This window comes from Priestia sp. D3YE.R1, from assembly GCF_049199565.1.
Lineage (GTDB): Bacteria > Bacillota > Bacilli > Bacillales > Bacillaceae_H > Priestia > Priestia aryabhattai.
The window spans coordinates 199377-214115 of record NZ_JBLTHW010000004.1; the positions used below are offsets into that span (position 1 = coordinate 199377).

Annotated in this window: 18 protein-coding genes; 14 read left to right on the plus strand and 4 right to left on the minus strand. The window is 38.2% G+C overall.

Features of this window, described 5'->3' with window-relative positions; translation table 11 throughout:
* Window positions 1-171 precede the first annotated feature (171 nt).
* From ACOZIR_RS22660 to moaA, 3 genes are all read left to right on the plus strand, one after another.
* Entirely contained in the window at window positions 172-516 is a 345-nt protein-coding gene (locus ACOZIR_RS22660; RefSeq protein WP_013059689.1) for a DUF2294 domain-containing protein, read from the plus strand.
* Between the two features lie 66 nt (window positions 517-582).
* Window positions 583-1329: a formate dehydrogenase accessory sulfurtransferase FdhD gene (fdhD, locus tag ACOZIR_RS22665; protein WP_371129337.1), complete on the plus strand. Its 747-nt coding sequence runs from the start codon at window positions 583-585 to the stop codon at window positions 1327-1329.
* Between the two features lie 46 nt (window positions 1330-1375).
* Window positions 1376-2392 (plus strand): GTP 3',8-cyclase MoaA, encoded by a 1017-nt coding sequence (moaA, locus tag ACOZIR_RS22670; protein WP_415383713.1) that lies wholly within the window; start codon window positions 1376-1378, stop codon window positions 2390-2392.
* A 12-nt stretch (window positions 2393-2404) separates the two neighbouring features.
* On the opposite strand, the gene ACOZIR_RS22675 is transcribed toward moaA, so the two are convergent.
* Window positions 2405-2974 carry a molybdenum cofactor guanylyltransferase gene (locus ACOZIR_RS22675; protein WP_415383712.1) on the minus strand — a complete coding sequence of 190 codons (570 nt, stop codon included), beginning with the start codon at window positions 2972-2974 and terminating at the stop codon, window positions 2405-2407.
* A 161-nt stretch (window positions 2975-3135) separates the two neighbouring features.
* Between ACOZIR_RS22675 and ACOZIR_RS22680 the strand changes: the two genes are divergently transcribed.
* The 5 genes from ACOZIR_RS22680 to moaD are packed head-to-tail and all read left to right on the plus strand — an operon-like array spanning window position 3136 to window position 6647.
* Complete coding sequence (locus ACOZIR_RS22680) at window positions 3136-4152, plus strand: molybdopterin-synthase adenylyltransferase MoeB (RefSeq protein ID WP_367048856.1); 1017 nt, start codon at window positions 3136-3138, stop codon at window positions 4150-4152.
* A gap of 17 nt (window positions 4153-4169) precedes the next feature.
* On the plus strand, window positions 4170-5435 hold the full coding sequence (glp, locus tag ACOZIR_RS22685) for a gephyrin-like molybdotransferase Glp (RefSeq protein WP_421535831.1): 1266 nt from the start codon (window positions 4170-4172) through the stop codon (window positions 5433-5435).
* Window positions 5423-5950, plus strand: coding sequence for a molybdopterin-guanine dinucleotide biosynthesis protein B (mobB, locus tag ACOZIR_RS22690; RefSeq protein ID WP_415383710.1), 528 nt, complete (start codon window positions 5423-5425; stop codon window positions 5948-5950). Before glp ends, mobB begins: the two co-directional genes overlap by 13 nt.
* Window positions 5947-6411: a molybdenum cofactor biosynthesis protein MoaE gene (locus ACOZIR_RS22695; RefSeq protein ID WP_025752620.1), complete on the plus strand. Its 465-nt coding sequence runs from the start codon at window positions 5947-5949 to the stop codon at window positions 6409-6411. Before mobB ends, ACOZIR_RS22695 begins: the two co-directional genes overlap by 4 nt.
* Before the next feature lie 2 nt (window positions 6412-6413).
* The gene (gene moaD, locus ACOZIR_RS22700; protein ID WP_415383709.1) at window positions 6414-6647 is read left to right on the plus strand and encodes a molybdopterin converting factor subunit 1; all 234 of its coding nucleotides are present in this window, start codon (window positions 6414-6416) and stop codon (window positions 6645-6647) included.
* Between the two features lie 34 nt (window positions 6648-6681).
* Here moaD and ACOZIR_RS22705 read toward each other — a convergent pair whose 3' ends face one another.
* The 3 genes from ACOZIR_RS22705 to ACOZIR_RS22715 form a co-directional block, all read right to left on the minus strand.
* A complete protein-coding gene (locus tag ACOZIR_RS22705; protein WP_013059680.1) occupies window positions 6682-7323 on the minus strand; it encodes a nitroreductase family protein in 642 nt (213 codons plus the stop codon).
* 27 nt (window positions 7324-7350) lie between these two features.
* Complete coding sequence (locus tag ACOZIR_RS22710) at window positions 7351-7788, minus strand: MarR family winged helix-turn-helix transcriptional regulator (RefSeq protein ID WP_013085370.1); 438 nt, start codon at window positions 7786-7788, stop codon at window positions 7351-7353.
* A gap of 420 nt (window positions 7789-8208) precedes the next feature.
* Window positions 8209-8835, minus strand: a complete 627-nt coding sequence (locus ACOZIR_RS22715; RefSeq protein WP_221778376.1) for an undecaprenyl-diphosphatase — start codon at window positions 8833-8835, stop codon at window positions 8209-8211.
* Window positions 8836-8988: 153 nt separating this feature from the next.
* On the opposite strand from ACOZIR_RS22715, the gene ACOZIR_RS22720 reads away from it, so the two are divergent.
* The 6 genes from ACOZIR_RS22720 (at window position 8989) to ACOZIR_RS22745 (ending at window position 14734) form a co-directional block, all read left to right on the plus strand.
* Window positions 8989-10125 carry an MGDG synthase family glycosyltransferase gene (locus ACOZIR_RS22720; protein ID WP_421535832.1) on the plus strand — a complete coding sequence of 379 codons (1137 nt, stop codon included), beginning with the start codon at window positions 8989-8991 and terminating at the stop codon, window positions 10123-10125.
* Window positions 10126-10283: 158 nt separating this feature from the next.
* Window positions 10284-11009, plus strand: coding sequence for a response regulator transcription factor (locus ACOZIR_RS22725; RefSeq protein ID WP_328120583.1), 726 nt, complete (start codon window positions 10284-10286; stop codon window positions 11007-11009).
* A complete protein-coding gene (locus ACOZIR_RS22730; RefSeq protein ID WP_045291627.1) occupies window positions 10987-12342 on the plus strand; it encodes a sensor histidine kinase in 1356 nt (451 codons plus the stop codon). The genes ACOZIR_RS22725 and ACOZIR_RS22730 overlap by 23 nt, the downstream gene beginning before the upstream one ends.
* Before the next feature lie 146 nt (window positions 12343-12488).
* The gene (locus ACOZIR_RS22735) at window positions 12489-13115 is read left to right on the plus strand and encodes an FMN-dependent NADH-azoreductase (protein ID WP_045291626.1); all 627 of its coding nucleotides are present in this window, start codon (window positions 12489-12491) and stop codon (window positions 13113-13115) included.
* A 157-nt stretch (window positions 13116-13272) separates the two neighbouring features.
* Window positions 13273-14166 (plus strand): LysR family transcriptional regulator, encoded by an 894-nt coding sequence (locus ACOZIR_RS22740; protein ID WP_045291625.1) that lies wholly within the window; start codon window positions 13273-13275, stop codon window positions 14164-14166.
* A gap of 136 nt (window positions 14167-14302) precedes the next feature.
* Window positions 14303-14734 carry a carboxymuconolactone decarboxylase family protein gene (locus tag ACOZIR_RS22745; protein WP_045291623.1) on the plus strand — a complete coding sequence of 144 codons (432 nt, stop codon included), beginning with the start codon at window positions 14303-14305 and terminating at the stop codon, window positions 14732-14734.
* Window positions 14735-14739: the final 5 nt, after the last annotated feature.

The following is a 14739-nucleotide window of genomic DNA, read 5'->3' on the forward strand; positions in this document are numbered from 1 at the left end:
TAATTATATCGCTACGTTTTTAAATGCACAACTTTTTTAAATACCCAACTCTCTTCAAAAGTTTTGCTGCAAAGATTTTAGGCTTTTATTTTTTGAAGTGTTGATTTATGATAAAAAAACTGTAGGAATAAAATGCACAATTTAATTTTAATCGGTGGGAGAGCGTTGATTATGTCAAAAACTATTCATGAATTTAATGATATTATTCGGAAACTTCGAAAAGATTTATTTGGAAAAGGACCGGAAAGAATACATACGGTTTTTGTTGAAAATATGGCTGTCTCAACACTGTATGGAAATTTAACTCCGACAGAAACATTTATTGCAAGCACTTCTGAAGGATGTGACATGGTTCATCTAGCTCGAACAAAAATGATCCAAGATGTATATGCATCGAATCCGCCGGAAGGGCTAGAAGAATTGGTAGGAGCAAAGCTGGTTAATTTATTTTCAGATATGAAAATAAAAGAAAATATAGCGGTTTCCGTATTCGTTTTTGATAAAAACATTATTTGAAAAAGGAGACATCACATGAATTCGACCGTTAAGAAGCGTACAGTTCTTAGATTTAAAAATGGTGAAATGGAAAGCGTGGAAGATAAAATTGTAACGGAGTTTCCTGTGACTGTGAAAATTAATGAAGAAGAGTTTGTCACGATGGTATGTAGCCCTCAATACATTGAAGATATGGTAATTGGCTATTTAGCATCTGAAGGGGTTATTCGAGAATACAAAGACATTAAAAACATATGGGTTCAAGAAAAAGAAGGGTATGTTCATGTTACAATAGATAAATTAAACCCATATTTTCAAAACCTTCAAAATAAGCGATATATCACGTCTTGCTGCGGGGCCAGCAGACAAGGGTTTGTCTTTATAAATGATGCGCTGACTGCTAAAAAAATGAATGATATATCGGTCGAACTTTCCATTAAGGATTGTTTTCAATTGATGAATAAGCTGCAGCAATCTGCTGCTACGTTTCAAGAAACGGGTGGCGTTCATAACGCTGCCATTTGTGATAAGAATGGTTTTATGCTTAGCAGAATGGACATTGGTAGGCATAATGCTTTAGATAAACTATACGGATATTGCTTAAAACACCATATTTCAATTAGGGATAAAGTAGTCGTTTTTAGCGGCCGTATTTCTTCAGAAATTTTGTTGAAAGTAGCGAAGATCGGGTGTGAAGTGGTTCTTTCAAAATCCGCTCCGACTGAACTTGCTTTAAATCTAGCAGAAGAATTGAGAATTACAACGGTAGGATTTATTCGAAATGATTCGTTGAATATTTATACATGCCCGGAAAGAATTTTAAAAGAAAGTTAATCTGCTGTGGAGAAGCTGACAGCTAGAGAGAGGAGAGATGAGGCAGATGTCATACGCTATAGTTGATACGTTAAAGCGTCCTTTGCGAGACTTGCGTTTATCCGTAACAGATCGCTGTAACTTTCGCTGTCGATATTGTATGCCTGAAGAAATTTTTGGGGCAGACTATCCATTTTTACCTGCCGAAAACATTCTTTCGTTTGATGAATTAGAGAGACTGACTAGATTATTCGCATCGCTAGGAGTAAAAAAAGTGCGTATAACTGGAGGAGAGCCACTGCTAAGAAAAGGCTTGCCAGATCTAATCACTCGTCTGAAGCAAATTGAGGGGATAGATGATATTGCCATAACAACAAACGGCTCACTTTTAAAGAAGCATGCAGAAGCTTTATCAAAAGCGGGATTATCAAGAGTAACCGTCAGCCTAGACTCGCTTGATGAAGTGAGATTTCAAGAGTTGAATGGAAACCGAGGAAGCGTAAAGCGAGTATTAGAAGGAATAGAGGCAGCAGCTCTTGTGGGAATTTCAGTAAAAATAAACATGGTTGTCCAAAAAGGCAAGAACGAGCAGGATATCCTTCCGATGGCTCAATATTTTAAAGGCAAAAACCATACGCTGCGCTTTATTGAATACATGGATGTGGGAAATTCAAACGGATGGAAAATGGATGAGGTTATAACAAAGAAACAAATTCTTGATATAGTTGGACAAGAAATGCCTCTTGAAGAAATTCCGCCTCATTATAAGGGAGAAGTAGCCACCAGGTATCGGTACGTCGGGACAGAAGAGGAAATTGGTATCATTTCATCTGTCACAGATTCATTTTGTTCCACTTGTTCACGCGCAAGAGTATCGGCTGAAGGAAAGCTCTATACCTGCTTGTTTGCGTCAAAAGGGTACGACCTCCGGAAACTGATACGATCAGAAGCATCTGATCATACTGTTTGTGACACCATTTCTGATATCTGGAATCATCGGAAAGATCGTTATTCAGATGAGCGAGCTAACGGAAGACAGGTCCAAGGCGCTGAGAAAGTGGAAATGTCTCATATTGGTGGATAATTCAAAAAAGCTTTATACATGCCAATCACTGCGATGATTCACATTTATAAAAGTGGGATCTTTTGCTGAAAAAGGTACACGAAGGACGTTTGCCTGATTCAACAATTGTGTAAGCCTTCTTTCACCTTGTGTAACGAGTTGTTCAATAAGAGGAAGCGTTCTACGGTGATAGAGTGCTAGAAGCGGGTGAATGTGATCAGGCTGAACAGGAAGAACAATGTCAGGTGAATCCGTTTGAGTCAGTGTGATCATGTGATGAACGAACTCAGCATTAATAAAAGGAATGTCGCAAGAAAGAATAAAGAACCATTCAGCATCGCAATCGATGGCAGTTAAAGCATGATGAATTGCATACAAAGGTCCTTGATACGGGCATTTTTCAACTGCAAATGCAACATCTTTTCTTTGAAAATAAGGGAGTAAATCTAGGTTGGTAGACACAAGTATAGGTGTGACGTGATTTTCTTTTAATGCATCTATACTATATTCGTAAAATGATTTCTTGTTATAGGTTTCAAACATTTTTGGTTGACCGTAGCGAGAAGATTTTCCTCCTGCTAATACAATGCCGGCAATGGACATTTATTAAATACCTCCATCAAAATATATTTGTATATTTATGCACGTAAGCGTCCGTAAAGCAGCTTAGCTTTATGTGTATGATAGCATGTTTTTAAAGAAATATCTTTGACGAAGGAATAGATAGTGAAGTCAGAGATTGAATGAGAAAGGGAGAGAAAAGAGTGACAGAACGTTATTCACGTCAGCAGCTTTTCCAGCCCGTTGGAAACAAAGGGCAGCAGCAAATTAGAAGTAAGCATGTTTTAGTTGTAGGTGCAGGGGCTCTAGGCAGCGCCAGCGCAGAAGCTCTCGTGCGTGCTGGAATCGGAAAATTGACGCTTGTAGATCGCGATTATGTAGAATGGAGTAATCTACAGCGTCAGCAGCTTTATACAGAACAAGATGCCCAAAATAAACTACCTAAAGCTGTAGCAGCAAAAAATCGTTTGAGTCAAATAAACACAGAAGTGAAGATCGAAGCGCTGGTGATGGATGCTCAGCCTGCTAATTTAGAAAGTATCGTCCAAACAGCTGATGTGATCATCGATGCGACAGACAATTTCGACATTCGCTTTATTTTAAATGATTTGTCACATAAGCATGAGGTGCCTTGGATATATGGCTCATGTGTCGGCAGCTATGGCACCACTTATACGATTATCCCAAATGTAACGCCTTGCCTGCACTGTATACTAAAAAAGATCCCTGTGGGAGGAGCAACGTGTGAGACAGCAGGAATTATCAGTCCAGCTGTTCAAATCGTGGCAGCCTATCAAATAACCGAAGCATTAAAAATTTTAGTCGGAGATGTTGAAGCTTTGCGACAGACATTTCTAACTTTTGACGTCTGGAATAATCAGCACGCTGAATTTAAGACGGGTAAAATGAAAAGTCATGAATGTTCTTCTTGCGGATCGACCCGAACATATCCGTACTTAGCGTATGAAAATCAGCTTAAAACAGAAGTTCTGTGCGGCAGAGAGACGGTTCAAATCAGGCCCTCGCAGCGCCATTTGTACAACTTTGATGAATTGGAAAAACGGTTAGAAAAACAAGGGAAAGTAGAACGTAACCCATATCTTCTGTCATGTCAGCTTCCCTCGCAGCGCTTTGTTATTTTTCAAGATGGCCGTGTATTTATTCATGGAACGAATGATATTCAATTTGCCAGAAGCTTATATTATCGTTTATTAGGATGAGTAAAGGAGTGAAAAAAATGAGAGAAAAGCGAACTCCTATCCCTGTCGGAGAATGCGTTGGGCGAGTGATGCAGTATGTCAAAAGCGGAAAGCAAGAAATTATTGCGCTTGAAGAAGCTCACGGCAGATTTTTAGCAGAAGATTTAATGGCAGATCATGATATTCCTGCTTTTAATCGTTCTCCATACGATGGTTTTGCCATTCGGTCACAAGATACGAAAGAAGCATCATCACTTCATCCAGTAGAACTGGATGTTCGAGGAGAGATAGGAGCGGGTTCTGTTTTTGAACATACAGTCAACGCAATGCAGGCTGTGCGTATTATGACGGGAGCTCCTATTCCAAAAGGCTGCGATGCGGTGGCGATGCTTGAAGTAACAAAAGAATATACAAAAGACAATCAGCCCATCGTTCAAATCAAGCGTTCGTTTAACAGCGGAGATAACATTTCTTTTCAAGGGGAAGAAACAACAAAAGGCACCGTGTTAGCTTCAAAAGGAACGTATATCACTCCGGGCGTAGCTGCTCTTCTAGCCACGTTTGGCTATAGTAACGTAGCTGTCTTCAAAAAGCCTGTAGTTGGACTACTTGCAACGGGAAGTGAACTAGTGGAAGTACGTGATCCTGTTCAGCGAGGAAAAATTCGTAATAGCAATGCTCATATGCTTCGTGCGCAAATTGAAAAAGCTGGAGGAGAAGTAAACTATTTTGGTATTATGCCCGATGATTTAAGTCAGTGCTACAGCGCGGTAAAATCTGCGCTATCAGAAGTGGACATGCTGATTACAACGGGCGGTGTTTCAGTAGGAGACTATGATTATCTACCAGATGTGTATAAGCAATTAAAAGCGGAAGTTCTTTTTAATAAAATAGCTATGAGACCAGGCAGTGTCACAACAGTTGCACGTATGGAAGACAAGCTTTTATTTGGCCTATCGGGAAACCCTACAGCGTGCTATGTCGGTTTTGAACTTCTGGCTCGTCCGGTCATCAGTACATATGCGGGGAAAAGAACCCCTCACCTCCGGAAAGAAAAAGCTTTGTTAGGAAAAGACTTCTTAAAGCCAAATCCTTTTATGCGATTTGTATCTGGCAGGCTTTCATACAGAAAAGGACAGCTGATTGCTTCTCCATTAAGCTTTACAAAATCTAGTGCTGTTTCTTCCTTAGCTCATGCGGATACGTTAATTATATTTCCCGGAGGGACGAGAGGATACAAAGAAGGAATGCTGGTTGACGTCTTATTGCTAGATGACGTGCGGGGAAGTGAATGGTCTTGGTAGCAAGTTGCACTGTTTTACAAGTAGTTGGATTTCAAAACAGCGGAAAAACTACTTTAGTGGAAAAGCTAATTAAAAAAGCGAAACAATTCGATCTACGTGTAGGTTCTATTAAGCATCATGGACACGGCGGACCTCCAGATAGCAGCAGTGAGCTAAAAGACAGTCATCGCCACCAGCAAGCAGGTGCCGATGTGGCAGGTGTAGAAGGAGGTGGAATCCTTCAGCTTACGGCAAACAGTAAAGACTGGAGTCTAAAAAAGCTGATTGATTTTTATCAATTTTTCTCGCCAGACGTCATTTTTGTTGAAGGATATAAAAAAGAATCCTATCCAAAAGCGGTCTTGATTCGAAGTGAAGAAGATCTTTTTCTGCTTTCCTCTCTAACCAATATTATATGCGTGATTAGTCACGTTCCGCTTAAAAAAGAAGTGCAGCGAGCATATCCAATGTTTCACTTACAAGAAGACGAGTTTTATCTTAATTTTTTATTGAAAGAAGTGGGGGAAATAAGATGAACCAGCACTTATTTGAAGTAGTAAATCAGCCAATTGCCGTAGATGAAATAATTAAAAAAGTTTCTAGAAGAGACGCGGGAGCTATTACGACATTTATTGGAACGGTAAGAGAATTTACAAAAGGCAAGAAGACGCTCTCTCTTGAATATCAAGCCTATGTGCCAATGGCAGTGAAAATGCTTAGCCAAATTGGTGACGAAATTCAGGAAAAGTGGCCTGATGCGTTGACAGCTATTACTCATCGAATCGGAAAGCTTGATATAACAGAAGTTGCAGTAGTTATTGCCGTTTCTTCTCCGCACCGCAAAACAGCTTATGAAGCAAACGAGTATGCTATTGAACGTATTAAGCAAATTGTGCCGATTTGGAAAAAGGAATTTTGGGAAGACGGAACAAAATGGATTGGAGATCAGTTAGAAACGAAAGAATATCCTGAAGGAAAGCCATTAAAGGAGATGTAAAAATGATTAACGTCTTATTTTTCGCTGCTGTACGTGAAGAGGCTGGAGTGGAACAAGTAACAGTTGATAAACAAGATATAACAGTGAAGGAATTAAAGGAATATGTGCAAAAAACATATAAGCTATCCTCTCTGAATCAAACGATGACAGCAGTCAACGAAGAGTTTGTACCAGATGAAGAAACCATTGGAGCGGGAGATACCGTTGCATTTATTCCGCCCGTTAGTGGAGGATAAAAAAAAGGTGCTGAATACACAGCACCTTTTTTTATTATCTAAATTGAGCTACTTTTTCGATTGGTAAACGTACAGACGGGTAACCGCTATTTGCTGCTTTGCCGATTGAAAGTAACATAACCGGTGCATAGCGCTCTTTGTCTAAACCGAATGCTTCGGCAATTTGGTCTTTTTCATAACCGCCGATAGCGTTTGTATCGTAACCGTGAGCACGTGCAGCAAGCATTAACTGCATAGATACTAAACCGCCGTCAATTAATACTGTTTCTTTATTTAATTCTTCAGAAGCAGCTGCGTAGTGCGCTTTGATTTTAGGAATTTGCATGTCTCTAATTTCTTGTGGCATATAGCCTAGCTCAACAGCTTTATCGTAAATTTCATCTAAATTTTCTTCACTTTTTAAATCGCCGAATATCGCAATAACAGCTGCTGATGTTTCTACTTGTGATTGATTAAATTTAGCAAGCGGAGCTAATGTTGCTTTTCCTTCAGGGCTATCAATTACTAGAAAGCGCCAAGGCTGTGCATTAACAGAAGATGGAGCTAGCGTCGCTTCTGTTAAAATTTCTTTCATTTCTTCACGGCTGATTTTGACAGATGGATCGTAATAACGAATAGATCTGCGCCCTGTAATAATATCTTGGAAATCATTATTTAGTGTTTTTGTTTGTGTCATGATGAACTCTCCTTTATGTTAAAAATGTTATGACCGTTCAATGGCCGAAATGTTTACTTTTAAACGCTCAAGCATTTTTGAAAGCAGCAGCTGTTCTTCTTCGCTGAAATCTTTAAATGCTTCATCAATAAAGCGAGCTTTTTCGTTTCGAAATGCACCGATTTTTTCATGTCCGCTTTTCGTAAGCTTTACAAATGTTACGCGGTTGTCATCAGGGTTTTTACGGCGTGATACGACATCTCTTTCTTCGAGCTGCTTTAAATGCCTTGTAATTGCAGCATTGTCAATGTTTACTTGCTGTTGAAGCGCCTTTTGACTCATTTCACCTGTTTCATAAAGCTGATGTAAAATATCAAGACGTGATTGGCTAACACCGGTACAATGCTCAAACTTTTGATTAATTTGTTTATTAACTTCTTGCAGAGCATACAGAACATTTGCTTTTTCAGAACATGAATGTGACAAGAAAGTCGCTCCCTTTTTTCTATAATATTTATTGATGATTAATATTTGATACATCAATGTTTGATACCTCAACTAATATAAAATAAATAAAAGTGAAAGTCAAGAAAGTGAGCTCTCTTTTTTTATAAATAATAAAGAGAGATTGAGACATAACGAAATCAATTCAATGTAAAGACGAACATATGGGATAAAGGAGCCTGTATGGACCGCTTGTGGGACGGCAGTTGATTTCCGTGCAAGGCTCCGCTTTTCGCGGGCGGGCGGTGAGCCTCCTCGTTGCTTGCGCTCCAATCAACTGCTGGAAGGAACGAAACAGATAAAATCTACGTTCACCGTAACAAAAAAAACGAACCCCTAATCATATATTTTGATTAGGGGTTCGTTTTTCACTTCCGCTAAACTATTTTTGTCTCAGCCTCTTTAAGCTGAATGATTTTTTTTACTGATTTGTTCATGCGTATAAGGAGACAGAAAGGGAATACGCTTGATAATCACATCGTGAATCCAGAATAGTCGCTGGATAAGAGGAGCTGTTTTATCTGAAAGATAGATAACAAAGCAGCTGATAGCTCCCCCAATTACCATGCCTCCAAGTACATCTGCTGGATAGTGGACACCTACGTAAATGCGTGAAAGGCCCGAGATGACAGCCCATATAAAAATGACGCTTCTCCATTTGTTTTTTCGTAACCACATGATCCAAGCAGCAGAAAAGACTAAAATCGAATGATCACTGACAAAAGATGAATTAGCCGGGTGCGGAATCAGCTTATGAACATGATGAGTCACAAACGGACGCGGGTGGTAATACACCAAGTGAATGACTTCATTGATACATAGAGAAAGTACAATTGTAAACAACATGTATAAAGCTGTATAACGGTGATAAATTGTTCTTTCTGTTTTTCCGCTAAACCAAAGCAAAAGCAAACAAGCCATTATAAAATAAGGAACGCTATTCGTAATCATAACCATTACAGAATCCATTGCGCTGGATTTACCAGCAAATGAGTTAATCCATTGAAATACTTCGTAATTAAGGTTCATTTGTTTTCTCCTTATGCAGTACTTTTCACTCTTAGTTTAGATTGACACTCTAAAAAAACGATGAATTTCACATTAAAAATCAATTAAAATCCGAAATTTAAGGGCATTTAATGATATAAAAAGGAGAGGAAGAAACTGCTTTTAGAATAGGAGATGAAACAGTTGAAAAAGGTTTTATTTTTACCTCTTCTAAAAATGCCTTCTGGCCATCATCAAGTGGCAGAGGCGTTAATGGATATATTGGAAAGAAGAACAACAAATATTTGTTATAAAAAAATAGATTTATTAAGCTATACAAACGAACTATTAGAAAAAGTGGTCACAGGCACGTATTTGAAATGGATTCGTTATGCTCCAGAAACGTACAATATGGCATACAAACATCTCTTTTATGAACCGCCTGTTCATTCATTCAAATGGTATCATCACGTATTCGCAAAAAAAATGGAGCACTTAGTTAAAGAAGAAAATCCGGATTTAATTATATGCACACATGGATTTCCTTCTTATTTGCTCAGTCAATTAAAAGCAAAAGGCAAGTGTGATGTTCCTATTATAAATGTCTACACGGATTTTTTTATTAATAATTTATGGGGAAAAGAAGAGATTGACTTTCACTTTCTCCCTAGTGAAGAAGTAAGAAAAGGACTTCGTGCTCAAAGTGAAATTCCACTTCAAAATATGATGGTCACAGGGATACCGGTACATGAAGAAATAACAAAAACAAGAACTGTTAAGCATCATGGTAACGGAAATATTTTAATTGCCGGAGGCAGCAGCGGCTTAGGCAATATTATGGATTTCTACAATGATTTAAAAGACGCGCACCATTTTCATTACTTTGTCTTATGCGGCAAAAATCAAAAGTTATATGAAGAAATCAAAGGGTGGGAACTACAGCACGTTACACCAATTCCGTACATTTCATCACGCACAGAAATGAATGAACTGTATGAACAAGTGGATGCTATTGTAACAAAGCCAGGTGGTATCACGGTTAGTGAAGCTCTTCGTAAGAGTTTACCAATTTTTGTTCACTCCGCTTTACCAGGTCAAGAAGAAGTGAATTTACGCTATTTAACAGAACGAAACTTAGTTCAAGAACTAAAGGCGGATCAATCCTTAGAAAACCAGTTGCAGACAGTGCTGCAGGATGCTGATAAAATGAGCACATTATATAACGCGATTGCTGCTTACCATAAAGAAATCGAAGCACAAACGCCTGAAGAACTTTTAGCAGTAGTCAATTGGATTCTAGGTGAAAAGCAAACGATTGGTCTTCATGCGTAAAACATTCATGTTTACAAACAATAAGGATAAGCTAAAGAACAAGTATGTTGAAAAAGTAGGGTTTAGATAAAAAAAACAAACATCTTTTGAAAAAGGTGTTGTTTTTTATCTAAAGAAGCTATTCTTTCACTTAAGACACGTGGTGAGAGGTGCATAATATGAAAGAGAAAATTTTAATTGTGGAAGATGAAGCGCAAATTGCGAAAGTGTTAAAGATTGAATTGGAATTTGAAGATTATGAAGTAGATATTGAGTACGACGGGAAAGCGGGGTTAGAGACGGCAATATCCTCTCAATATGACCTCATTTTACTCGACGTGATGCTTCCAAGTCTGAGCGGTATTGAGGTGTTAAGAAGACTTCGGAAAGCGGAAGTATTTACCCCAGTTATTTTATTAACTGCCCGAAATACGACGCTAGATAAGGTAATGGGATTAGACCAAGGGGCTAATGATTATGTGACAAAACCGTTTGAAATTGAAGAGCTGTTAGCGCGAGTTCGCTCTTGTATTCGCTATCGTTCGCTCGTAGAAGCATCAGGGACGAAAGAAGCTGAAGCAGAGCTCTTAACGATCAGTGATTTGACCATTAATCTTGAAACACGGGAAGTCCTAAGAAACAATGAATCCATTACGTTGACACCGAAAGAGTATGATTTAGTCGTGTATTTGCTTACCAATAAAAATAAAATTGTCACAAGAGAAGGAATTCTCACAAACGTTTGGGGCTATGAATATGAAGGAGAAACCAACGTAATTGATGTGTATATTCGCCACTTAAGAAAAAAAGTAGATGAAGGTTTTTCTACTTCTCTCATTCATACGGTGCGGGGCGTAGGATATATGATGAAAGAGGAGAAACATGAAGATCACGACCAAGATTAATTTGCTGACAACAGCATGGCTAGTGGTTATTTTATTAATCATGAACATCGTTGTTTTTTTCTCCTTTACTAAATCTACGGTGAATATGGAACAGGACATTTTATTCGAAAAAGCACGCGAGATTATTCAAAAAGGTCAGCAAGATCATTCCGTGGAGCTCTCGCCGGAGTTACTAAAATTTTATTTGACCAACCATTCATTTATCCGAACAGTCTCAGAAAATTCTACCGTCATTAACCAGGTATCAAATGATCCTCATCTGGTGAAAATTAAGCCCGAGTTTTCAAAGAAAAAAAAGGTGAAGCTTCGCAAAATTAGAGAAAAGCAAGTATTGGTTATTCGCATGCCTGTCAAAGTCAATAATCAAGTCGTTGAAACGCTTGAGATTGGTGAGCTCCTGACTGGTTTTGAAACCCGTAAAGATATTTTGCTATCAATTTTGATTTTTTGTTCGCTTGTGTCCATTTTACTGTCTCTTTTAGGAGGAAGATGGTTATCACGCGTCATTATGCATCCTATTAAAAATATGGTCACAACGATGAAAGAGATCGAAGAGAGCGGTGTTCCTAAAAAAGTCCTCATTCAAACGGAAACGAGAGATGAACTGCAGGGTATGACCGTTACTTTTAATCATATGATTGACCGCTTGCGAGAAAATATTGAAAAGCAAAACCAGTTTGTTTCCGACGCTTCTCACGAATTAAAAACCCCTCTAACCGTTATTCGCAGTTATTCTAATTTATTAAGAAGAAGAGGGATTAAAAATGAAGAAATTACGCTCGATGCGATCGACACCATCTATGCAGAAGCAACCAAAATGCAAAAAATGATTGAAACGCTGCTTGATCTGGCAAGTGTGGAAAAAGAACAAACGCTTGATATGAAGCAAACAGATCTTGTTCTTATTTTTGAACAAATCGTTAAGCAGCTGCAGCAGGTATACAAAAGAGAATTAGTTCTTCACTATGATCAAACGCCCATTATGATTGAAGTGGATGAACTAAAAATGAAGCAAGTGTTGATTATTTTGCTTGATAATGCAATTAAATACAGTACGGATAAAATCGAAGTGACCGTTGAAAAAAAGCAGGAAGATGTCATTATCAAAGTAAAAGACTATGGAATCGGCATTCCAAAAGAAGATCTTGCACATATTTTTGAACGCTTCTATCGAGTTGATAAAGCTAGAAGCAGAGCCACGGGAGGAACGGGGCTTGGACTGTCGATTGCGCAAACTATTGTTCGTCAGCATAAAGGCGAGATTTTTATTAAAAGCGAAGAAGAACAAGGGACGGAAGTTGTGATTCATCTTCCCGTTTCATCTATAAACTGAAAAAGCCGCCATTAGGCGGCTTTTGTGTGATTATGATGCTGATTTTTCTCAGACTAAAGTATGAAAGTATTTCATTATAAAGTCGTTCGAAACGCAAGGACAAAGCGAATAAAATAAGAGTATCAACAATCAGTGGAGGTTTTAGTATGAGTTATACTCTTTTTATAAAAGCAAATGACAGATCGGCAAGTGAAGCGGTCAGCGTAAAATTATATGATGCGTTTTTAGAAAGCTATCAACAATCGCACCAAGGTGAAGAAATAATAGAGCTGAATTTGTTCAAAGAAGAACTTCCTTATTTAGGTGCTGACATGATAAACGGTCAGTTTAAATTAGCAAGAGGGCTAGAAGTGACGGCAGCGGAAAACAAAGCAGCAGAAATTGCTAATCGTTACCTAGAACAATTTGTGAAAGCTGATAAAATTGTCATTGCCTTTCCGCTTTGGAATTTTACCGTGCCGGCCGTGCTTCATACGTACTTTGATTATTTAAATCAAGCAGGCAAAACGTTTAAGTATACGCCAGAAGGCCCTGTGGGATTACTAGGCGATAAAAAAGTGATGTTATTAAACGCGCGAGGCGGAGTGTATTCAGAAGGTCCAGCAGCTGCGGTCGAAATGGCCGTTAAATATGTCAGCAGCGTACTTCAATTTTTCGGGGTCACGGATGTGAACTCTATTATTATTGAAGGACACAATCAGTTTCCAGAGCGTGCTCAAGAAATTATTGAAAGTGGCTTAAAGCAAGCAGCACAAGCAGCTAAAACATTTTAAATAATAGTAGTAAAAGAAGACGGGACAGAAGTATTTTAGGTGAAGGTATATCCGAACGATGAATCGTTCGGATTTTTTGCTGTATATCTTAAAAATTAATAGGTAAAATGAATAAATAAGATAAAAGATATTCGCTTTATCTATAGGAGGAGCAGAGATGGATGTTCGTCAGCTTAATTATTTTTTAGAAGTCGCTAAATTAAGGAGCTTTACTAAAGCATCTCAAAGTCTTCATATTTCACAGCCGACCTTGAGCAAAATGGTGAAAAACTTAGAAGAAGAATTGGAAGTAGAATTAATTGATCGATCCGCAAGACAGATTGATTTAACGGATGCCGGGGAAGTTGTGTATGCGCAAGGACAAAAAGTTATGGCATCAATTGATGAGCTATCGACTTATTTATATGATGTGATGAATTTGAAAAAAGGGATGATTAAAATTGGAATTCCTCCATTGATTGGAGTACTGTTCTTTCCAAAGATTATTAAAGGGTTTCAGCAGCTCTATCCAGATATCACAATTAAACTTATTGAATACGGAGCCAATCGTGTTCAAAAAGCAGTAGAAAAAGGAGAGTCAGACTTAGGTGTAGCGGTGCTTCCGGTAAATGAACATCTTTTTGATATTAATCCTTTTATCTCTGAAAAGATGCTTTTATATGTTCACCATTCTCATCCTTTGGCCTCTAAAACTCATGTGGAAATTAATGAACTAGCTCAAGAGAAATTTATTTTATTTAATGAAGATTTTACGCTTCGCGACCGGCTTATTCAGGCGTGTCAACAAGCCGGGTTTGAACCTAACGTAGCTTACGAGAGCTCTCAATGGGATTTTATTGGTGAGATGATTGCGGAAAACTTAGGTGTATCTATCTTTCCACAGTCCATTGCAGCAAAAGTGGATTCTGCTATCGTAAAAGCAGTTCCTATTACTAATCCTTCAATTTCATGGGATTTAGGATTGATTTTTAAAAAAGATAAATATATTTCATATGCCTCTAAACAATTCCTCCACTACATGAATGAACAGCATTCTGTTTTATATAGATAAAATGCATATGTTGTATTGAATATATGTATTTTACGAAAGAAAGAATGTGCGTTAAAGTAGATAGTGTAGAAAACATATAAGAAAACAAACATTGATTCCGCGCGGTGTCAGTAAAAAACACGGAGGCTGATTTTACATGGCACAAGATAGTTATCAAAAAGGTTTAGATAAATTAATGGAATATACGTTAACGAGTAACGATGATATTTCGACTCATTTAAAAATTACGGAAGACTTAAAAGACCTAGCTCCTGACGTTGGGAAATATATTATTGAATTTGCCTATGGAGACATTTATTCACGACCAGGTTTAACGAATAAGCAGCGAGCATTAGTTACCATTTCGTCATTGGTTACTCAGGGTACAGAGCCTCAGCTTGAGCTGCATTTAAACACAGGTTTAACAGCTGGACTAGAGCCGAATGAAATTGTGGAAAGCATCATTCAATTAATTCCATATACAGGTTTCCCTCGCGTGTTAAATGCTTTAAGCGTAGTCAAGAAAGTATTCGCTCAGCGCGACGTGGAAGTAGAGACAGGCGAAAAAGAACTAGTAGAAAATAAATAATAAGC

Excerpts from the sequence above, each read along its gene's own strand:
- ACOZIR_RS22660 (WP_013059689.1), top strand. The coding sequence starts at position 172 with ATGTCAAAAACTATTCATGAATTTAATGATATTATTCGGAAACTTCGA.
- fdhD (WP_371129337.1), top strand. The coding sequence starts at position 583 with ATGGAAAGCGTGGAAGATAAAATTGTAACGGAGTTTCCTGTGACTGTG.
- moaA (WP_415383713.1), top strand. The coding sequence starts at position 1,376 with ATGTCATACGCTATAGTTGATACGTTAAAGCGTCCTTTGCGAGACTTG.
- ACOZIR_RS22675 (WP_415383712.1), bottom strand. The coding sequence starts at position 2,974 with ATGTCCATTGCCGGCATTGTATTAGCAGGAGGAAAATCTTCTCGCTAC.
- glp (WP_421535831.1), top strand. The coding sequence starts at position 4,170 with ATGAGAGAAAAGCGAACTCCTATCCCTGTCGGAGAATGCGTTGGGCGA.
- mobB (WP_415383710.1), top strand. The coding sequence starts at position 5,423 with ATGGTCTTGGTAGCAAGTTGCACTGTTTTACAAGTAGTTGGATTTCAA.
- ACOZIR_RS22695 (WP_025752620.1), top strand. The coding sequence starts at position 5,947 with ATGAACCAGCACTTATTTGAAGTAGTAAATCAGCCAATTGCCGTAGAT.
- moaD (WP_415383709.1), top strand. The coding sequence starts at position 6,414 with ATGATTAACGTCTTATTTTTCGCTGCTGTACGTGAAGAGGCTGGAGTG.
- ACOZIR_RS22705 (WP_013059680.1), bottom strand. The coding sequence starts at position 7,323 with ATGACACAAACAAAAACACTAAATAATGATTTCCAAGATATTATTACA.
- ACOZIR_RS22715 (WP_221778376.1), bottom strand. The coding sequence starts at position 8,835 with ATGAACCTTAATTACGAAGTATTTCAATGGATTAACTCATTTGCTGGT.
- ACOZIR_RS22720 (WP_421535832.1), top strand. The coding sequence starts at position 8,989 with ATGAAACAGTTGAAAAAGGTTTTATTTTTACCTCTTCTAAAAATGCCT.
- ACOZIR_RS22725 (WP_328120583.1), top strand. The coding sequence starts at position 10,284 with ATGAAAGAGAAAATTTTAATTGTGGAAGATGAAGCGCAAATTGCGAAA.
- ACOZIR_RS22730 (WP_045291627.1), top strand. The coding sequence starts at position 10,987 with ATGAAGATCACGACCAAGATTAATTTGCTGACAACAGCATGGCTAGTG.
- ACOZIR_RS22735 (WP_045291626.1), top strand. The coding sequence starts at position 12,489 with ATGAGTTATACTCTTTTTATAAAAGCAAATGACAGATCGGCAAGTGAA.
- ACOZIR_RS22740 (WP_045291625.1), top strand. The coding sequence starts at position 13,273 with ATGGATGTTCGTCAGCTTAATTATTTTTTAGAAGTCGCTAAATTAAGG.
- ACOZIR_RS22745 (WP_045291623.1), top strand. The coding sequence starts at position 14,303 with ATGGCACAAGATAGTTATCAAAAAGGTTTAGATAAATTAATGGAATAT.